This is a genomic window from Pseudobacteriovorax antillogorgiicola (assembly GCF_900177345.1).
Classification (GTDB): domain Bacteria; phylum Bdellovibrionota_B; class Oligoflexia; order Oligoflexales; family Oligoflexaceae; genus Pseudobacteriovorax; species Pseudobacteriovorax antillogorgiicola.
Genome location: NZ_FWZT01000029.1, coordinates 45,829 through 62,326 on the forward strand (window position 1 = coordinate 45,829; position 16,498 = coordinate 62,326).

The following is a 16,498-nucleotide window of genomic DNA, read 5'->3' on the forward strand; positions in this document are numbered from 1 at the left end:
TGCGCTTGACTCGCCCATAGAACCAGCTCAGATTGAATTTTTGACAATAAATAAGTAGTGGCTGCCTAGACCCTTGTAGTTTATCTTCTTGTTTATAGAAAAATAAAGCAGAATCAATTTGCACGAAAAGATAACGTTTGGGTATGTAATGATAGGCAACGATATATACGAATTAGCGAAAGCGCTTTGGGATGTGCCGAGGAGTATCACTGGAGATGGGGTCCGAAGGACGTTAAGTACAATCAAAGAGCTGTGCCCTGAACTAACAACCTATGAAGTACCATCAGGTCAAAAGGTATTTGATTGGGAAGTTCCGTTGGAGTGGAATATCAAAGATGCATATGTCGAGGACCCAGATGGGAATAGGATTGTTGATTTCAAACAAAACAACCTACATGTCATGGGATATTCCACACCTATAGATACATTCGTCAGTCTTGAAGAGCTTTTGCTACATACGTACACTCAGGAAGATCGGGTAAATGCTATTCCTTACGTCACTTCGTATTATGAACCTAAATGGGGCTTCTGCATGTCCGAGGTATTGAAAAGATCTCTAAAACGTGGGAAATATCGTGTATATATTGATGCCAGTCTAGAGCCTGGTTTCCTAACTTACGGTGAGATTCTCCTAGAAGGTGAAGAAAAAGAAGAAGTGTTAATATCGACTTATATCTGTCATCCTTCACTTGGGAATAACGAGTTGTCGGGTCCTTGCCTGACAGCCTTTCTGAGTAGGTGGCTATCAAATAATGTGAATAGAAGATATACATATAGAATCGTATTCCTACCGGAAACAATCGGTTCGATTGCGTATTTATCAAGAAATGTTCATCATTTGAAAAAATATGTAATCGCCGGGTTCAATGTAACGTGTGTTGGGGATGAAAACGCCTATTCCTTTTTACCCAGTAGATTGGGCAATACCTATGCAGACAAAGTCGCAAAAAATACACTAGATCATCTTGTTAAGGAGTATAGGTCGTATAGTTATCTGGATCGGGGAAGTGACGAAAGACAGTACTGCAGTCCAGGTGTCGATCTGCCTGTCGTCTCGATTATGAGATCGAAGTATGGTGAGTATCCCGAGTATCATACTTCAGATGATAATTTGGAATTTATCACACCAAAAGGTTTAGAAGGTGCCTTCAATGCAATTAGTAGCGCAATTTATACAATTGAGAACGATCATTATCCGAAGTACCGAGTCCTATGTGAGCCTCAGCTTGGTAAGAGAGGTTTGTACCCGAATACAGGACAGAAAGGTAAGTACTCAAAAGCTGAACTATTGACTCATATTCTAGCCTACTCCGATGGAAAACACTCAATTCTTGACATATCTGACATCCTAAATGTTTCGTTTAGAGAGGTTTATGAAAATTGTCAAACTCTACTAGAATCTGATTTGATCGAGTACTTAAGCTTACTTCCTCCTGTTCAGAGAGGCAAAAAATATGAGTAGGATGCAATGGGTTGTTGTTGGAGGAGGCTTTCGTGGTATGTCCGCTGCATACCTCTTTAGCAAATCAGGGAAAAGTGTCACTGTAGTAGATAAAGGGACTTCTATTGGTGGAGTACTGTCCTCGATACCATGGAACGGGTTATTCTTAGATAAGGGTTGTCATTTGTTTGATAACGACTCGGATGAGATGACGGATCATCTCTTTGAGCTTGGCGGTAATGAGTTCGACCCTGTGAACGTTGTATACGGTTCTTGGTATCGAGGAAGACTGAGCAAAGGTATTGCTATTCCAGACCTTAGATTCAATGAAGATACCAGTGGTACAATCCTTATTGACATACTGCGTTCATTCGAATCTTTGTGCGACGACTCGAATTCATTGGAAGATAAAGTTCTAGAGCGATATGGCAGAACGGTAGCTGATTATTTTTACCCTATGATAAGGAAAATATACCTGGAGGAAGCTAGCAATATATCATCCGCAATGCTTGAGGCTACATTGTTCAATAGAGTCTACTTCTTAGATGATTCTAGTGCAAAAATTCTCAAAGAATCTAAGTTACTAGATGAAAAAATAGCGGCTTCTTCATTTGACGATCCTCTGAGGTACTATCGTGAATACTGTAATCGATATCAATTTCGAAGTTTCTATCCGAGAAAAAACAACATGAGAGGTTTTTGCGATAGCGTAGAAAACACTCTTAGGGCAAATGGCGTCAATATACAATCAAATATGCTTGTCAATAGAATTGAACGAAAGAATAGTAGATACAGGGTATTCCTATCAAGTGGTACAGAACTTGTTTGTGACGGAATCTATTGGGCTGGCTCTTATGATGAATTAGAAAATCATCTTGGTGTTGATGTAGGCATATCACAATCAATAACTGGAGTGCCTATGGTGCTATACTATTTTCTTGTCGCTCCAGAACAACTTTCGCGATATAGCTACATTCATAACTTTGATTCTGATTTCAAAATATTTAGAGTCTCCTCACCGTCGAACTATAAACCTACTAATGGTGAAAAATTCTGTGATAGAGCATATGTTTGTTGCGAGGTCCCAATCAATTCAAAGTCTACGCTATTTACAAATCCAGAAGCTTCTACCGACGACATATGGACCGAGCTTAAAAAAATGGGGTTTATTAGATACGGGAGCTACCTTGATAAGGTAGCATTTAGTGTTCCAAAATCTTATTCGTATTTGCGAAGAGATTTTAGTCCTAAATGGCAAGAATTATCTGGTGTTATCTCCAAAAAAACCAATTTCTATGCCGCAAATCCTATACATTTCACTAAACTGCAGATACTTAGAGATTTAAAACTGTTGATTTCGGACGGAAGGAGTTTGAATTATGAAAGAAGTCCTAACCACAGACCCAATCTGGGAAAAGAAGTATAGCTCTAACTCCGATATCAATCGATATCCGTGGGATATTGTCGTTTCTCAGATATTTAGAAGCTGCTCAACAATGGATGCTCGTAGAAATTTTTCAATTCTAGAAGTAGGGTGTGGCACCGGAAATAACCTATGGTTTGCGAGTCGAGAAGGCTTTACGGTCACGGGAATAGATTCAAGTCAATCGGCAATATCATATGCAAAGTCTCGTTTTGAAAGAGAAGGTCTTGAGGGTGATTTTGTGGTTGGAGATGTTACGAAGTTGCCATTTGGAGATTCCTGCTTTGATATGGTTATAGATCGGGCTGCTTTAACCTGTTTAGGTAGAACAGCATTTGCTATCTCACTTAGCGAAATTCATCGCGTTCTAGTGAATAAGGGAAAATTTTTATTCAATCCGTACAGTGATCGCCATAGTAGCAAGAAGTATGGTGAGCGATTCCACGACGGATTAACCAAGGGTATTAATGCAGGTGGAGTAGCTGGGGCAGGACAAATCAGATTCTACAGCATAGGCGATATTGAAGATGCTTTCGAAGCCCATTGGGAAATAACTAAGATAGAACATCGAGAAAATATTGACATGACACACCCAGAGTATCTAGTTCACTCTGAGTGGGTAGTCGAAGCTACAAAAGTAATGAGGTAGAATTGGTTAATATGCGTCTTGATCATGCACCATTGGATGATCAATGGGATAGGTTAGTAGATAATTCTCCTAATGGTTCTATATTTTGTAAAAGCTTCTATCTTCGATCATTGTCGACCAAAGTAGGGACGTACTATTGCTTTAAGAATCGAGAGATTTATGGCCTGGTTGTAGTTCCAGAGTCAGACTGCGCTAAAACTTCAAAAGACAACGAATTCCTAATATACAGTGGTATTCTATTTCGAAAGCCAAGCCCTAATCAAAATCAATCACAAATCTATTCTGAGCGGCTAGAGGTAGCGGCATTCGTAGCATCCGAACTAGATCGACGATATCTCAAAGTTATTTTGAGATTGCACCCATCAGTAGATGATTTAAGGGCGTTTCTTTGGCATAACTACGAGTGTGGGCGACAGTACAAGTTAGACCTGAGATACACAACGTATCTTGATATTTCAAAACTTAGAGACGAGGGAGAACTATCGTTTCAATCAAACTTTTCTTCGTCAAGGCGACAGGAGATTAGAAAATTTAATAGAAGTAACTTAACTTTGGATATGACGCCATCATTAGATATATTCTCGTCACTTTTCAAAAAGACATTTGCTCGTCAGGGGGTGGATATAGACCCCCGATCGATATCAGAAATGGTTGCAATAGTCACCTCTCTCCTAGAGATGGGCTCCTGCAAAGTTTTCAATATATATGATGAACGGGAAAATATTGTATCTTCAGCAATCTTTGGCTTAGATTCTAAAATGGCATACTATCTGTATGGTGCAAGTGATCCAGAATTCAGGTCAACAAGTTGCGGAACAGCTGTAATATGGAGTGCTATAAAGTATTTTTCTGAAATGGGACTTAATACTATTGACTTGGAAGGAGTTAATAGTCCGCGGAGGGGATGGTTCAAATTATCTTTTGGGGGTGTACTACGCCCGTACTTTGAGATAAGCCTGTGATTAGCTCAGATCGATACATCTTGCCTTTCCAAATCGAAAACTCCTACCTTCCAGAGGCTATAAAATCAAAAGAGTACCTCTTTAGTTTCGACCCTAAATTGCCTTCGCATGATTCTTGGAGGTTAGAGTTTCGGGAGAAGATCAATCGACTCGAAGTTGTCGGTAAGATAAGACAAATGTATCCGATATATTTAGACTACTTGTGTAGGTACCTCAATGATTTACACAATATTGAAAGAACAAAGCGATACTGGGAGTTCATGATAGGCTATTGGCTTAGTAATTTTTTGTCAGTAGTTTATCCATGGTATAGAGTACTAGAAAGCGAAGATATGAACTATTATCGCCATGTCGGTCTAGATCGAAAGTACTTCCGTTCATTCTTAACAAGTCCGATGAGCATGATGCACTTTGCTCGAGACGATTTTTGGTATGGGATGCAAATTCATACACGTCTTCTTGAGTGCTTGAAAACCCCTCATGAGTGCATACATGGTCGAGAGGGCTTCCCTTCTCCAGTCGGCGGAGGTGAATACTCTCAGAGCTATAATTTTTTCGGTTATGAGAATCTAGTTGAGAGGCAGAGCTTCGCCAGATCAGAAATAATACTAGCTAGATTGCCGTTTAATAGGAAAGTGAAATACTTCAATACGTTTGACCTCTCGACCGCAAAATACCCCCTAAAAAGCCGTGTTTTTAGTGATATTGAATTTGAAGACTCCTCCTTCGACTGCTTTATCAGATCTAGTATACATGAATTTTTGCCGCAAGATATCGTAGAATACTATAGCGAATTATGTGATGATTCCATGAAAATTACAGGTGATCCGAAGAAGATTTTCGCTACCAATATGATGCATGGATATTGTGGTGCTTTACGTTTTTTTGTAGCTGAGAGGTTAGAGAATCAGTCTATGAAACTGATTGGTATACAGCACGGAGGCAACTACAACGTAGTGGACTTTCCAGTAAATCATGAGAGAAATATTTCTGATAAATATATTACATGGGGTTGGATCAATGGCTCAGTAGATATTCCTCTGGGGTCAATAAAATTGTCTAGCCAGATGCGACCGAAGAAGTTATCTCGAGGACAAAGAATTTTGCTCGTCGGTAGTGACGCTAACCACAACAGGTTGGGTTCACCCTACTATACTTGCTGTCACGACTACTTTCAGAGGCAAATCGATTTTCTTAATCTGCTATCAACAAGAATTAGAGCTATGACCTGTATTAGGATGAATCCAGCGAGTAGTAGTAGTCAAAGGGACTATATATCTTCATGCGTTAGCGATGCTATTTTTGATCAAGAAAAGGATATATACAAAAGCTTTAGGCTATCAGCACTGAATATTATTGATAATGTCAATACCACGTGGATAGAATCCATAAGTTTAGATATCCCAACCATACTATTGTGGGATCCGTCCAGAATTGACTTTGTCGATTCCTTCAAGGGTTACTATGAACAACTCGAAGAAGTAGGGATAGCTTACCGAAAGCCTGAACAAGTCTCTTCAGTAGTTGAAGGGCTCTTTCATAGGAAAAATATATCCGATTGGTGGTTTTCAAGTGATGTTCGGAGAGTTAGGCGTGAGATATTAGAGCAGTTTGGAAAGCAGGTTAGTTCCCAAAGACTTTGGAATGGGGTGCTTTCTAGGATGCTATCAGTTGAACCTTGACCTAATCTGCTTAAAAATAGTTAGCGAGTTTGTGTATCTCAAAGATCTAGCGGGAGCTTATGATGGATATTTGCGATGTGAAGTCTATCGATGACTTTCATACTTGTATTGAAGGAAAACTCAATAACGTAAAGTGCCTATGCGGTTCGAGTAACTTTTTTGTTTTTTGTAGGTACGATCGGTACAATCTTCCTATAAAAGTAGGACTATGCGTTAGGTGTGGACACCCATCTTCAACACGAAGATTGTCAGAAGCCGACAACACGTCGTTCTATGAAAGTTCAGTATATCGAAATCTATATAGTGGAGGGAAAGGGGTTAAGTCAAAAGAGGCTATCGATCACCGAACTGATTATAGCTCTAATCACATACTGGGAGCGGTTCGTGGCTATTGCAGAAATCTCAAAAATCCTAGAGTTTTGGAGTGGGGGTGCGGTGGAGGATGGAATCTGAAACCGTTTAAGGACGATTGTTGGAATGTATATGGTGTAGATCCGGATAAGAAATATGTTGACTATGGGCGTAAAGAATTTGGTGTCGAGATCATTTCCCTCTCTGAGTACAATAGCTCTTTTAAAAATAGTATAGGTCGATTCGACCTGATAGTCCTTAATCATGTATTAGAGCATATTGCTAACCCGTTCAAGTTGCTAGAGTCACTAGATCTTCATTTGAAAGAAACTGGTTTATTGTACATCTCGATGCCATTTTTAGAAAATATACGTAATTGGGGATACTCTAGATTTTTTCATATTGCTCATTTTCATTATCCTTCAATTATTCAATTTCAAGATGATCTCATAGCTAGAGGGTACTCTATTGTTAATCGAAATGACGAAGTGGGCTACATAATAGCTAGAAAAAGTAGTCGCCCCATACCGCCTAAGACGAACAGAAAAAACTACTTTGTTGCTAATCTGAAAATCTTGATTTTAGCGAACCTTGATGAGAAAATTCTTAGAATAGGACGAGGAATTGGAATTAAGTATCCATCTTTAAAAGTGCTCCTGCGACCAGGATACCGAATCTACAATAGGCTTAAAAAAAGCGGCCTATAGAGAGTTGTTTGAGAAAGGTTTGTTCCCTAGTTTACATTGAGTTCTAGGTTTTTGTTGGAAAGCAATAAGCTTGAATAATCCCTTGGCATCCACTATCCTTCCCTTAGTAATCAAAAAAATCTATCCAAGGGGGTCTCGCGTGATTCGAGTCGCTGTTGTAGGTTTCGGCTATTGGGGACCTAACCTGGTCAGAAATGCCATCGCGAACGACGACCTAGAGCTTGTTGTTGTTGCCGACATAGATAAAGATAAGCTATCTAGATGCAATAGACTCTATCCCAGTGTGCCAACCTCAATAGATATTGAAGAAGTGATAACAGAAAAATCTATTGATGCAATTATTATTGCTACTCCAGTGCACACTCATTTCAATCTTTGTAAGCTTTCATTGGAAGCAGGGAAGCATGTATTGGTCGAGAAGCCCTTTGCATCTAGCAGTATTGAGTGTTTGGAACTAGTTACCCTTGCAGAGGCAAAAAATCTTACCATTATGGTAGATCATACCTTTCTATATTCCCCTGCTGTCCAAGTAATAAAGGAAAAGATTCAGTCTGGAGAAATTGGTAAATTAACCTACTTTGATTCTACACGAATCAACCTTGGCCTTTTCCAAAATGATGTTAATGTCATCTGGGATCTAGCTCCTCATGATCTATCGATTCTATTTGCTATTACGCAGAAAATACCTTGTCGAGTCTTAGCAAATGGAAAGTCACATGAAGGTGAGCAAGAAAATATAGCATATATGACCTTGCAGTATGATGATGACTTCATTGCACATTTTCATTTTTCATGGATATCACCTGTGAAGGTACGAAGAACATTCATAGGTGGTAATCAGAAGATGATAGTTTACGACGATGTAGAACCAACTGAAAAAGTCAAAATTTACGATTCAAACTATAAGGTCTTAGAATCGAAAGAACAGCAAAAAGAGAAGCTCTATGAATATAGGATCGGAGATATTCATGTCCCAAAAATTAGAAACTCAGAACCCCTCGCTGCTGTGATGAGAGATTTTTCACACTCAATCAGGAATAGGTCGGAACCGGTGTCGAATAGTAAGATTGGTCTTAATGTTATAAAGGTAATAGAAGCTGCTCAAGTATCGATAGAATTGGGTGGTGCTGCAGTAGAGGTGGACTTATTGTGAAGAAAAATACTATGATTCAAGATACTGCCAAAAAAACCCTTCACAATGTCAAAATTGGAAAAGATGTAAAAATATTCGACTATGTAAATGCTTATGGCTGTAGTATCGGCGACGAAAGTAAAGTGGGAGCCTTTGTAGAGGTTCAAAAGGGTGCTACGATTGGAAGAAGATGCAAAATATCTTCACATTCATTTATTTGTGAAGGAGTAACCATTGAAGATGACGTCTTTATTGGTCATAACGTCAATTTTATAAACGACAAATTTCCACGAGCGACAAATAGTGATGGTTCTGTCCAGTGTGATAAGGACTGGGCTACGCTTGAGACTATAGTGAAGAAGGGTGCTTCGATTGGAACTGGGTCAGTAATTCTCGGTGGAATATCTATTGGGAAAGACTCTATTGTTGGGGCAGGCTCAGTTGTTACAAGAGATGTGCCAGACAATACTATCGTATGTGGAAATCCTGCTAGGTCTATTCGAAAAATAGATACTAAAGTTGAAGTCAATGAATATTCGGTCCCATTTTTTGATCTTACTAGGCAGTATAGTGATATCCAAGAAGTTATCGAGGCGAAGGTTATAGAAGTGTTGAGGTCACAGGAGTATACTGGGGGGCAATATCATAATTTATTCTGTGAATCTTTGAAGAAGTATCTTGGTGTCGATAATGCTGTACTTTGCAGTAGTGGAACATCAGCGCTTCAAGTCAGTATGCAATCACTTGGAATCTCAAGTGGTGATGAGGTTATTGTTCCTTCTAATACTTTCATCGCTACAGCTTTTGCTGTTAGTACCGTTGGTGCAAAAGTAGTTTTTTGCGATGTAAATAGACAAAGTCTGAATATGGATTGGGAGTGTCTAAAGGATAAGATCACAGAAAAGACTAAAGCGGTGATATCAGTTCATATGTATGGAAACACGTCCGATATTAGCGATATGTCTAAGAAGCTCAAGGAAAAAAATATCTACTTAATTGAAGACTGCGCTCAAGCACTTGGAACCCGCTCTAATGGTTCTCTGGTTGGAACTTTTGGTGATGTAGGATGCTTTAGCTTTTATCCTAGCAAAAATCTTGGAGCAGTGGGTGAAGGTGGAGCTATTGTAACCTCGTCTCAAGAAATAGCAAACAAATGTTCAATTATCGTAAATCAAGGAAGTTCAGTAAAGAATTTGCATACCTCGATCGGTGGTAACTATCGAATGCAAGGAATTCAAGCAGCGGTTTTGGGTATAAAAATTAAGTATCTGGACAAATGGATAGAAAAGCGTAGGTCAGTTGCAAAGCGCTATATCGAGAACCTCAAAAATGGAAGGATAGAGGTACCAATAGTATCAGATGAAAACTATCATTCTTTTCATCTATTTCCAGTGTTGGTCGACGATCGATCTAGATTCACCCACTTTTTAACGGAAAAAAATGTGGGTTACGGAACCCACTATCCGGTGCCTTGTCATCTTCAAGATGCCTATGAACATCTAGGCTATTGTCGTGGAGATCTACCCGTATCAGAGTTTATAGCAGATCATATCGTAACACTCCCAATGTTCCCAGAAATGACAGATGAAGAAGTTACAAGGGTTTTAGAGGTTGTGAATGAGTATTGATGAGACGAGTGAGCTTTTTAATCACATACCTTTAGCAAGGCCATTTATGGACCAAAAGGAGATTGAGGGAGTAGTTAAGGTAATTGAAAGCGGCTGGCTTTGTCAGGGGCCAGTGACAGAAGACTTTGAAAGGCGAATAAGCGAGTTCTGTGGAGGAGGTTTTGTAGCTACGACTAACTCATGTACTACCGCTATACACCTTGCACTAAAAAACATCGGTGTAGAATTTGGAGATGAAGTTGTAATTCCTAACTTGACATGCATGGCTAATGCAAATGCAGTTCTCATGTCAGGTGCAAAACCAGTTTTCGCGGACGTTAACCCAAATACATTTAACATTGAAGTAAGTCATATTGATAGAGTTATAACATCGAAAACAAAGGCTATAGTCTGTGTTGATCAGATAGGGCTGGCCTGTGATCTAGATTCGCTAAAGGACTTTGCGAATTCCAAGGGTATTTTTTTGATTGAAGATGCAGCGACTTCGTTAGGGGGGAAGTATAAGGGAAGATACCTCGGGAACCATGGGATACCGGCTACGTTCAGCTTTCACCCGAGGAAGATGATTGCAACAGGTGAAGGTGGTGCAATTATCAGCAATGACGAAGACTTTATTAACCGGTGTAAAGTTCAAAGGTCTACCGGTGCATCGATTTCGGATCTAGAGAGGCATAAAAATAGAGGGGCTCTACTCCAAAAATACTATACGTCAGGTTACAACTATCGGTTTACAGATCTACAGGCTGCAATTGGGATCAGGCAACTAGAGAGGCTTCCATATTTCTTGTCAGAAAGAAAAAAAATAGCAGCGAACTATGATAGCCATTTTTCGAATCATCCCAATCTTTGTATTCCTTTTGTTCCTGAAGAAGTTGATCATTCATACTCTTCTTACATGCTCAAAATTGTCGACAGTAATGTAACGCCCGAATTAGTTATAAAGAAGATGAAAGACAAAAACATATCCTGTAGGTTCGGTATCCAACCGTTACATCAAGAGCCGTTTTTTTCAGATTACAGACTGCGAAATGATGACTACCCTAATACAGTTTCTGTAGCGAAGTCTTCATTCTTTCTTCCTATCTTTCCAGGACTAACTTTAGAAGAACAAAACTATATTGTCGAGTCTGTCGGGGAGATTTTTAAATAATGGATAAATGTAAGTGGAGCTTGTCACTAGTTATACCAATCTACAATGAAGCAACGACAGCCAGTAAAAATATTCAGATTTATCTCGACTCATTGCATAGAAACTTTCAACATTTCGAATTGATTGTGGTAGACGATGGGTCTGATGATGGTACATCAAAAATATTAGAGGAGTTTAAGAATCTAGAGTCTTTCACATTACTCAAGAACTATGCAAACTTTAATGTTGGTATAGCACTTCAGAGAGGATTCGGAGCAAGTTCCTGCCACTATGTTTGTCACACGGGGATTGATATGCCGGTATCGGTTGAAGACATCAGAAGAAAGATTGAAGAACACTCGGGATCAGATGTCATTGTATTGGAGAGGTCGTCCTATCCAGGGGCTACAAGGTGGAGAAGGTTCATTTCTGGTATAAATCGAAGTATGATTAAGCTGCTCTTCCCATCTTTATCTTCTGGAATTTCAGATTTTAACTTCACTCAAATTTATCGGCATAAGATAATAAAATGTATTTGGCCAAAATCAAAGAGTCCGTCATTTACAACTCCTGAGATGATTATGAATGCGAAGCTTAATGGTCTGGTTGTTAGTGCTATCCCCTGTGCATACTCTCGTCGAGAAGAAGGTAAAGGTTCGTTGGGAAGGTTTTTCGATATAACATGGGCACTATATGATATGGCTTGTTTTCGGATGACGACATTAGCAAGCAAACGTAGGAAGTTGACTTTAGAAGAATGTCATCGAGGGGGTGCATAGTTGCATGAGCAATGTATAGAGAATAGTACTATTTTAGTAACAGGTGGAGCTGGCTTTGTCGGTTCGCATCTAGTTGATCAGCTTCTTAATCACAATCCGAAAAGGATTATTGTACTTGATAACCTGGTACGTGGTTCGAAAATCAACTTGGCTGATGCATTAATATCACCTAAAGTAGAGCTTATTGTAGGTGATATTAGAGATTCCGTTTTGTTGAAGGAATGTGTAGATGCTTCCGATTACGTTTTTCACATGGCAGCCCTAAGAATCAATGCATGCCATAAAGATCCTAACGCTGGTTTTGAAGTTATGGTTCAAGCCTGTCACAAACTGATAGATATGGTTGCTAACTCTAATGTCAAGAAAATTGTTTACTCGTCATCGGCTTCTATCTATGGTGATGCAGAAAGTTTCCCAACATCAGAAACATGTCATCCATATAGTAACCGTACTTATTATGGTGCAGCAAAACTATTCGGTGAGCAGGTGTTAAGAACCTATCACTACACACATAGATTGAACTATATAGGATTGAGATACTTCAATATATATGGTCCTCGAATGGATACCGAAGGAGTCTATACTGAAGTACTAATTAAGTGGTTAAAGTGTATTAAAGAAAGACTCGTTCCTGAGATCCATGGCGATGGAAAGACGAGTATGGACTTTGTATTTGTACAAGATGTAGTACAAGCAAATATCAAGGCATTACTATCACATACGACCGATGAGATATACAATGTAGCAACAGAAGTAGAGACAGATTTATCAAGTTTGCTGACTACACTATTGAAAGTAAATAATTGCAGTATTAGTCCAAAGTATGTCAACGTCGTTAAGGCAAACCCTGTGAGTAGGCGGTTGGCATCCATTGATAAAATTTCTAAAGATTTGTCCTATATCCCTGAATATTCCTTAGATAAAGGTTTAGAATTGCTATCTAAATGGTATATGGAGAACCGATGATACCAATTACAAAGCCCTATCTCGGAGTGGAAGAAATTGAAGCTGTTCAGAAGCCGTTTGAAACGGGTTGGCTCACTCAAGGGCCACTAGTAAAGGAGTTTGAGCAAAAGTTTGCTGAAGCCGTGGGTGCAAAGTACGCTATATGTACAACATCATGTACGACAGCACTTTTTCTTTCCTTAAGGATACTTGGAGTAGATAGAGGGGACGAAGTTATATGTCCTAGTATGAGTTTTATAGCTACGGCTAATTGCATAAAACACAGTGGAGGAGTTCCAGTTTTTGCAGATGTTGAAATCGAATCTGGTAATATTTCAATAGACTCCATAAAAAGCCTTATAGGGCCTAGAACTAAGGGAGTTATTATAGTTCATCAATTGGGCATGCCAGCCAATATTGATGAAATCAGATCTTTGTGTGCTGAGAACAACATCTTCTTGCTTGAAGATTCCGCTTGTGCCTTGGGATCGATGTACTTTGGTCGAAGGCTATGTGATAGTACTGATAATATTTCTTGCTACTCACTTCATCCCAGGAAAGTTATAACGACAGGAGAAGGGGGAGTTGTTACTACGAATTGCAAGGAAGTCTATGAACGTTTGAGTACTCTTAGGCAACATGGAATGAACCTGAGTGATTTAGATAGGCATGGTAAGGGCAGTATTTCTTTTGAAGAGTATCCTGAGGTTGGCTATAATTTCCGAATGACAGATATTCAGGCAGCAGTTGGAATAGCACAGCTAGAAAAACTTGACTTTATAGTCAAAACTAGGCGTGAAATAGCTCAATACTATAACTACAGGTTTGCGGAAACGGACGGCGTTCTAACTCCAATATTCGATAGCGACATATACTCTAACTTTCAAAGCTACTCGATTCGACTAAAGAGTGGAGGGGAGTTGAGAAGGAACAGAATGATGAGCTACCTGTTGAAATCAGGAATCTCTAGCAGACGGGGTGTGATGGCAATACATCGAGAGATTCCTTATCAGGATGCAAGAAGAGATGACCTCGAACAAACGAACTTATTGACAGATTCAAGTATCCTTATCCCCATTTTTCCAGGTATGTCTAAACGTGATATGGAATATGTTGCAAACAAAACTATCGAAGCTTCAATGGAAGTTTTCTGATGCTCAAAGCAGAAAATTTGATGCATTCACCCCTATATTGTTGCTGTCTATAGCAATTTCTTTCACTCTACATTATGGTGTAAAGGATCTACCTTGGGAACTGTTATTGGGAACTGCTCCATTAATAATACTCCCAGCTTTCTTTAAAGGCCACATAAAGCACTACTCTATTTTGTTCTTAGTGTCCGGTTATATAGTTTTTTCATTGATGCTACCTGGATACTTCCATTGGATCGCCAAAACCTTGGGAGTTGCTTCTCTTTGTGCAATGTTCTTGATTCTAGTTAGCAAGGCACCGTCTTTTCTAAGAAAAACATTTAAAGCAACGCTCCCTCTTTATATCGTAGCCAACTTTATGTTAGGAGCGAGTATATTTTGGGTTTTTTTGAGGCCTTATAGATTAGACAGATGGCCAGATGCACCATTAGAAGCACTTAAATATGGTGTGATAAATGTTGATCACCTTTACCACCTGGCCATTTCTTCTATGGTACTTTCGGAGGGGGTTCCTTCAATTGGAGTTCACGAGGTCCTATATCGACATTTTCACGTTCTACAGCATTTTTTCCAAGCATCGATGACTGCTGCCTCGGGATTAGAAAGTTACCTAATTTACCCAGTAGTTATTATTTTTGTAATAGCACCCCTTGTGATTTCCTCTCTAGAGGGTTTACTTCAAGCTCTAAAAGTTCCATCCTACCTCATATTTTTGTCGTTCTTCTTCTTTTACGGACTCTCGAGTGCAGACTATCTAAATAGAGATGAGTCCAATTTGCTTAGCTATAGTATTCTCTATATATTCTTGGGTGTAGTTGTGGCACGCGGACACACTTTTCTCGGTGGAGTTTTCATCTTTCTGGGATTCTTAGCCAAGAATGCGACTGGAGTCGCAGTTGCAGGTTTGGCTTGTTTCTGGACATTTAAGCTACTAGTTGACCGAAAGTATGTTCAATTCACCATAACATTACTTCTCAACCTTCTTGTTACTTATGTATCCATCCAGATGACATCGGTAAACTACGGAGGGAATGGGACTGACTTTGGTTTTCTGCAGTCGTATTTTAATATGCGCTCGAGATTTTCAGGGCCATTCGATTTTCTGTGGACTTACTTTAATCTTTCCTTGGTGATTAGTGCTTTGCTGTTATTTATAGTCCTATGCAGGCGTAGTCTGAAGCCTGTTGCTAATTTCATGTCAGTATCTTGGTTGTTAGTCTTCGGATATACATTGTTGGCTATTAATGCTGCGACCCCTGGGTTGACAATTGGGCATGTCTTTAGTGTCTCATTCTGGATTGGTTTACCTCTGATTATCAAGATAGTCCATGACTTGTGCCAAGAAAATGCTTTTAGTCTTTATATAGTAATTGGAATTTTCTTAGGGTGCAGCTGGAACATTTTTGGCAAGGCCTCAAATGCAATAGAGTCATATGAAAGTCAGCAAGAGGCTAGAGCAACCAATTTTGAAGCGATGAAGTCGAGAAATCTTGGGTTAGGAAAGTATGTTGAGGTCTTAAGTGCAATTAGTTCATACGAGAAGTCCGGTAGCTTTTTAGTCGAGATCGATCAGGCAAGCAAGTTTTGGAGTTTCTATCCCCATTGGACAGGAACGAGGTATGTAATGCCTTTTTATGTGCCTATTCTAGCAAAAATGCCCGGGTGGAATGGCTATAATCATTCAACAATGAAAAGTACAGGGCTTTTTTGGGGTTATCAAAAGTATGCTCAAAATCCACTAGTAGGTGATCCGTGCAAGCTAACAGGGAGAGACGGCGTTTTCAAGGTTTTTGATTCAGAAAGCGGGCCTAGGGTGAGCTTTAGAGCCTGTAAAGCCGGTGTGGCAGTTCAGCGCGAGGAGTTGGCTAAGCTTGGGAAGTAAATATTATATCTTTGGTGCTGGTGCACATGGCCGAGTTGTGTATCACAGCTTAAGTCGCAGTTTAGATGATAATGAACGTATCTTCTATGCCGATGACTCAAGAAGCTTGATTGATCGAATGATATCGGGTGTGAGAGTCGTCTCGGCTTCTAATATAGGTCTGGATAGCTTGCTTCACCTAGCACTTGGCAATAATATGCTTCGTAAGACGTTGGCTGATCGATTTAAAGATAAAAAGATGCTGTCTGTAGAAGACCCTAGTGCAGTAGTCTCAAGCTGCGCTAGTATACAAGAAGGCTGTTTTATCGGACCAGGCTCTATAGTTCAAGTGGGCGCATTTCTTGGTAGGCATGTTATAGTTAATACTTCAAGTGTTATTGAGCACGACGTGATTCTTGAGGACTATGTAAATATTTGCCCAGGAGTTGTTACTGGGGGGCGAGTTAAGATTGGTAGTTCCAGCTTTATTGGGCCTGGTTGCGTATTATTAGGGCGCGTTACGATTGGTTGCTCTTCCATTATAGGTGGAGGAGCTGTTGTCACTCGTGATGTCCCTGAGGGGGTTGTCGCGTATGGAAATCCTGCCAAGGTAGTTAGGTACGTGACAGACGAAGATTGGAGCAGAGCTTTGTAGTTA

Annotated in this window: 15 protein-coding genes; all 15 read left to right on the forward strand. The window is 39.7% G+C overall.

The genetic code is table 11. From position 1 onward, the window contains the following. Positions 1–118 precede the first annotated feature (118 nt). The 15 genes from B9N89_RS27190 (at position 119) to B9N89_RS27255 (ending at position 16,495) form a co-directional block, all read left to right on the forward strand. Positions 119–1,462 carry a DUF4910 domain-containing protein gene (locus B9N89_RS27190; RefSeq protein ID WP_200820801.1) on the forward strand — a complete coding sequence of 448 codons (1,344 nt, stop codon included), beginning with the start codon at positions 119–121 and terminating at the stop codon, positions 1,460–1,462. Next, complete coding sequence (locus tag B9N89_RS27195) at positions 1,455–2,867, forward strand: protoporphyrinogen/coproporphyrinogen oxidase (RefSeq protein ID WP_132324751.1); 1,413 nt, start codon at positions 1,455–1,457, stop codon at positions 2,865–2,867. The genes B9N89_RS27190 and B9N89_RS27195 overlap by 8 nt, the downstream gene beginning before the upstream one ends. Next, the gene (locus tag B9N89_RS27200; RefSeq protein WP_132324749.1) at positions 2,821–3,513 is read left to right on the forward strand and encodes a class I SAM-dependent methyltransferase; all 693 of its coding nucleotides are present in this window, start codon (positions 2,821–2,823) and stop codon (positions 3,511–3,513) included. Before B9N89_RS27195 ends, B9N89_RS27200 begins: the two co-directional genes overlap by 47 nt. 11 nt (positions 3,514–3,524) lie before the next feature. Further along, positions 3,525–4,475, forward strand: a complete 951-nt coding sequence (locus tag B9N89_RS32200) for a GNAT family N-acetyltransferase (protein ID WP_268808912.1) — start codon at positions 3,525–3,527, stop codon at positions 4,473–4,475. Between the two features lie 20 nt (positions 4,476–4,495). Next, on the forward strand, positions 4,496–6,157 hold the full coding sequence (locus tag B9N89_RS27210; protein WP_132324745.1) for a hypothetical protein: 1,662 nt from the start codon (positions 4,496–4,498) through the stop codon (positions 6,155–6,157). A 273-nt stretch (positions 6,158–6,430) separates the two neighbouring features. Continuing rightward, a complete protein-coding gene (locus B9N89_RS32000; RefSeq protein WP_165931739.1) occupies positions 6,431–6,610 on the forward strand; it encodes a hypothetical protein in 180 nt (59 codons plus the stop codon). Further along, positions 6,577–7,215, forward strand: a complete 639-nt coding sequence (locus B9N89_RS32505; protein WP_165931738.1) for a class I SAM-dependent methyltransferase — start codon at positions 6,577–6,579, stop codon at positions 7,213–7,215. The genes B9N89_RS32000 and B9N89_RS32505 overlap by 34 nt, the downstream gene beginning before the upstream one ends. 139 nt (positions 7,216–7,354) lie before the next feature. Then, complete coding sequence (locus tag B9N89_RS27220; RefSeq protein WP_132324741.1) at positions 7,355–8,368, forward strand: Gfo/Idh/MocA family protein; 1,014 nt, start codon at positions 7,355–7,357, stop codon at positions 8,366–8,368. Beyond that, a complete protein-coding gene (locus tag B9N89_RS27225; RefSeq protein WP_132324739.1) occupies positions 8,365–9,975 on the forward strand; it encodes an aminotransferase class I/II-fold pyridoxal phosphate-dependent enzyme in 1,611 nt (536 codons plus the stop codon). Before B9N89_RS27220 ends, B9N89_RS27225 begins: the two co-directional genes overlap by 4 nt. Beyond that, the gene (locus B9N89_RS27230) at positions 9,965–11,125 is read left to right on the forward strand and encodes a DegT/DnrJ/EryC1/StrS family aminotransferase (RefSeq protein WP_132324737.1); all 1,161 of its coding nucleotides are present in this window, start codon (positions 9,965–9,967) and stop codon (positions 11,123–11,125) included. Before B9N89_RS27225 ends, B9N89_RS27230 begins: the two co-directional genes overlap by 11 nt. Then, a complete protein-coding gene (locus B9N89_RS27235; RefSeq protein WP_132324735.1) occupies positions 11,125–11,883 on the forward strand; it encodes a glycosyltransferase family 2 protein in 759 nt (252 codons plus the stop codon). Before B9N89_RS27230 ends, B9N89_RS27235 begins: the two co-directional genes overlap by 1 nt. Further along, positions 11,884–12,849, forward strand: coding sequence for an NAD-dependent epimerase/dehydratase family protein (locus B9N89_RS27240; RefSeq protein ID WP_132324733.1), 966 nt, complete (start codon positions 11,884–11,886; stop codon positions 12,847–12,849). Beyond that, complete coding sequence (locus B9N89_RS27245) at positions 12,846–13,982, forward strand: DegT/DnrJ/EryC1/StrS family aminotransferase (RefSeq protein WP_132324731.1); 1,137 nt, start codon at positions 12,846–12,848, stop codon at positions 13,980–13,982. Before B9N89_RS27240 ends, B9N89_RS27245 begins: the two co-directional genes overlap by 4 nt. Continuing rightward, entirely contained in the window at positions 13,942–15,861 is a 1,920-nt protein-coding gene (locus B9N89_RS27250) for a hypothetical protein (RefSeq protein ID WP_159455675.1), read from the forward strand. Before B9N89_RS27245 ends, B9N89_RS27250 begins: the two co-directional genes overlap by 41 nt. After that, positions 15,851–16,495, forward strand: coding sequence for an acetyltransferase (locus tag B9N89_RS27255; RefSeq protein ID WP_159455676.1), 645 nt, complete (start codon positions 15,851–15,853; stop codon positions 16,493–16,495). The genes B9N89_RS27250 and B9N89_RS27255 overlap by 11 nt, the downstream gene beginning before the upstream one ends. Positions 16,496–16,498: the final 3 nt, after the last annotated feature.